Here is a 2,254-nt window from a genome sequence, read left to right as displayed (position 1 = left end):
TCGGCGTACGAGATCACGATGATCGTGTCGCCGGGGTGCACGAGGCGGGCGGCGGCGCCGTTCACCTGCATCGCGCCGGAGCCGCGCTCTCCCGCGATCGTGTAGGTCTCGAAGCGCGAGCCGTTGTCGACGTCGACGACGTGAACCTGTTCGTGGGGCAGGATGTCGGCGGCTTCGAGCAACTCGGGGTCGATCGTGATCGAGCCGACGTAGTTCAGATCGCTCGCGGTGACGGTGGCGCGGTGGATCTTCGACTTGAGCATCGTCCTGCGCATGGGGCGTCCTTCAGTGGAAGTAGAGGTGGGTGTGGAGCTTGCAGCCCGGGTTGAACGGGGCGGCGCACGCCGGGCAGCTCTCGGTCACAAGGTACTCGTCGATCGTGAGCAGATGCCCGCAGACCCCGCACAGCACGGCCTGCGTGCTCCGTTCCGAGGCCGGCCACTGCTCGGCCGGATGATCCGCGGTCCCGGCGTGGCAGAGGTGGCAGGGATAGAACTCGCCGCAGCAGGCGAATGCGATCGCGATGACGTCGAGCGGGGTGCGGTAGTGGATGCAGCGGGTCTCGTCGTCGACCACCGGACCGAGCACCCGCGGCCGGGCGCCCGTCATCGCACACCCCGGGCGGTGAGGGCGTCGCCGAGCTGATCCGCGTGCTTCAGGGTGAGCACGAGGAACGGCACCGTGAAGGTGCGCAGGCTCCCGCGCGCGCCACGGGCGCGTTGCGCGTCGCGCACCTCACGGGCGAGCCGTGCGAGCACCGGGATGGTGGTGAGCGTGACGGTGAGCAGGAGCGCCGCGCCTTGCGGGTCGACCCGAACGCGCCGCAGCGGCCGCAGCCCGCGCTCGAACGCGTCGAGCAGATCGGTGACCCGGGTGGTGAGCACCAACAGCGCGGCGACCGCGATCGCCGCCGCGACCCGGGCCGTGTTGGCGACGGCGGGCTGCGGCCCCAGGAAGACGAGCTGGCCGACGATCGTGATCGCGAGGATCCAACGCAGCCCGAACACCTGCCGCCCGAGTTCGCGCATGCCCAGCATCCCATCGCCGAGACCCGCGAGCGCGTACGCGACCACGGTGGCGGATGCCGCGACCGCCGCTGCCCACCACGTCGACGGCAGCAGCGAGACACCCAGCACGAGAACGACCACCAGCAGGGTCTTGCGGCCCGCCGGCATCCGGTGCAGGCATCCGTTCCCGGGGCGGAAGAGGGTCAGCATCGCAGGATCGCCTCGTACTCGGCGATGATCGCGGACGGTTCGCCGACGGCGGCGACGCGGCCTCCGGCGACCAGCACCGCCGCCTCGCAGCGCTGCGCGAGCGCGAGGTCGTGGGTCACGAGCACGAGCCGGTGGCCCTCGTCCGTGAAAAGGTGGTCGGCCACCTGCCGGGCGTTCCGTGCGTCGAGGTAGGCGGTCGGCTCGTCGGCGACCACGAGATCCGGCCGGCGCACGAACGCCCCGCACAGGGCGAGCAGCTGCTTCTGCCCGCCGGAGAGATCATGTGAGGAGCGGTCCATGAGGTCGGTGAGGCCGAAGCGCTTGAGCGCGTCCGCGACGCGCTGCCGCAGCTCGGATGCCGGCAGCCGGTCGGCGCGCAGCGAGAACGCGACATCCTCGGCGACCGTCGGCATGAGGATCTGCGCGTCCGGGTTGCTGAACACCAGCGCGGTGCGCCGCTGCAGTTCCTTGGCCTGGCTCGCCGGGTCGAGGCCGAGGATGCTCATCGTGCCGCCGGTGCGGCCGACGAGTCCTCCGACGAGGCGTGCGAACGTGGACTTTCCCGAGCCGTTCTCGCCGATCACGGCGACGGTGCGGGCGTCGACGTCGAGCGAGACGTCGCGCAGCACGTCCGTGTCGCCGAGGCGCACCGAGACGCCGTCGAGCAGGATGCTCATGGCACCACCTCCAGCAGGGCCGCCACACCGAGTCCGCCGCCGACGGATGCGGCTGCGACGCCGAGCGTCCCGGCAGGGGCACCGCGGCGCACGAGCCGGCTGAACAGCCGCACGACCGCGACGGCACCGCTCGCGCCCCAGGGATGCCCGAGCGCGAGGGCGCCTCCGTCGGCGCAGACGCGCGGATCGTCGTCGGCGATGCCGAGCCGGTCGAGCACGGCGAGGCTCTGTGCGGCGAACGCCTCCACGATCTCGAATGCCGCGACGTCGGCCACCCCTGCGCCCGCCGAGGCGAGCGCGGCCTGCACGGCCGGCGCCGCGCCGATGCCCGGCAGCGCCGGGTCGCAGCCGATCACCGCC

The 2,254-nt window shown here is 72.3% G+C and carries 4 protein-coding genes and 1 pseudogene; all 5 read right to left on the bottom strand.

Annotated features, from left to right (window positions below; genetic code table 11):
* Nucleotides 1-275: aspartate 1-decarboxylase (gene panD / locus VJR25_RS07975; protein ID WP_324114335.1), on the bottom strand; the 275-nt coding region annotated here is incomplete at its 3' end.
* A gap of 10 nt (nucleotides 276-285) precedes the next feature.
* The gene (locus VJR25_RS07970) at nucleotides 286-609 is read right to left on the bottom strand and encodes a CHY zinc finger protein (RefSeq protein ID WP_324114333.1); all 324 of its coding nucleotides are present in this window, start codon (nucleotides 607-609) and stop codon (nucleotides 286-288) included.
* Nucleotides 606-1,217, bottom strand: coding sequence for a CbiQ family ECF transporter T component (locus VJR25_RS07965; RefSeq protein ID WP_324114331.1), 612 nt, complete (start codon nucleotides 1,215-1,217; stop codon nucleotides 606-608). The genes VJR25_RS07970 and VJR25_RS07965 overlap by 4 nt, the downstream gene beginning before the upstream one ends.
* Complete coding sequence (locus tag VJR25_RS07960; RefSeq protein WP_324114329.1) at nucleotides 1,211-1,894, bottom strand: ABC transporter ATP-binding protein; 684 nt, start codon at nucleotides 1,892-1,894, stop codon at nucleotides 1,211-1,213. Before VJR25_RS07960 ends, VJR25_RS07965 begins: the two co-directional genes overlap by 7 nt.
* A pseudogene (locus VJR25_RS07955) lies at nucleotides 1,891-2,254 on the bottom strand (acetyl-CoA C-acyltransferase); the annotation flags it as partial. The pseudogene VJR25_RS07955 and the gene VJR25_RS07960, both read right to left, overlap by 4 nt.

Source organism: Microbacterium sp., assembly GCF_035277845.1.
GTDB lineage: Bacteria > Actinomycetota > Actinomycetes > Actinomycetales > Microbacteriaceae > Microbacterium.
This window is presented reverse-complemented; position numbering and strand designations above follow the sequence as displayed.

What these genes read in the sequence shown, in the direction of transcription:
- VJR25_RS07970 (WP_324114333.1), bottom strand. Translation starts at nt 609, where the DNA reads ATGACGGGCGCCCGGCCGCGGGTGCTCGGTCCGGTGGTCGACGACGAG.
- VJR25_RS07965 (WP_324114331.1), bottom strand. Translation starts at nt 1,217, where the DNA reads ATGCTGACCCTCTTCCGCCCCGGGAACGGATGCCTGCACCGGATGCCG.
- VJR25_RS07960 (WP_324114329.1), bottom strand. Translation starts at nt 1,894, where the DNA reads ATGAGCATCCTGCTCGACGGCGTCTCGGTGCGCCTCGGCGACACGGAC.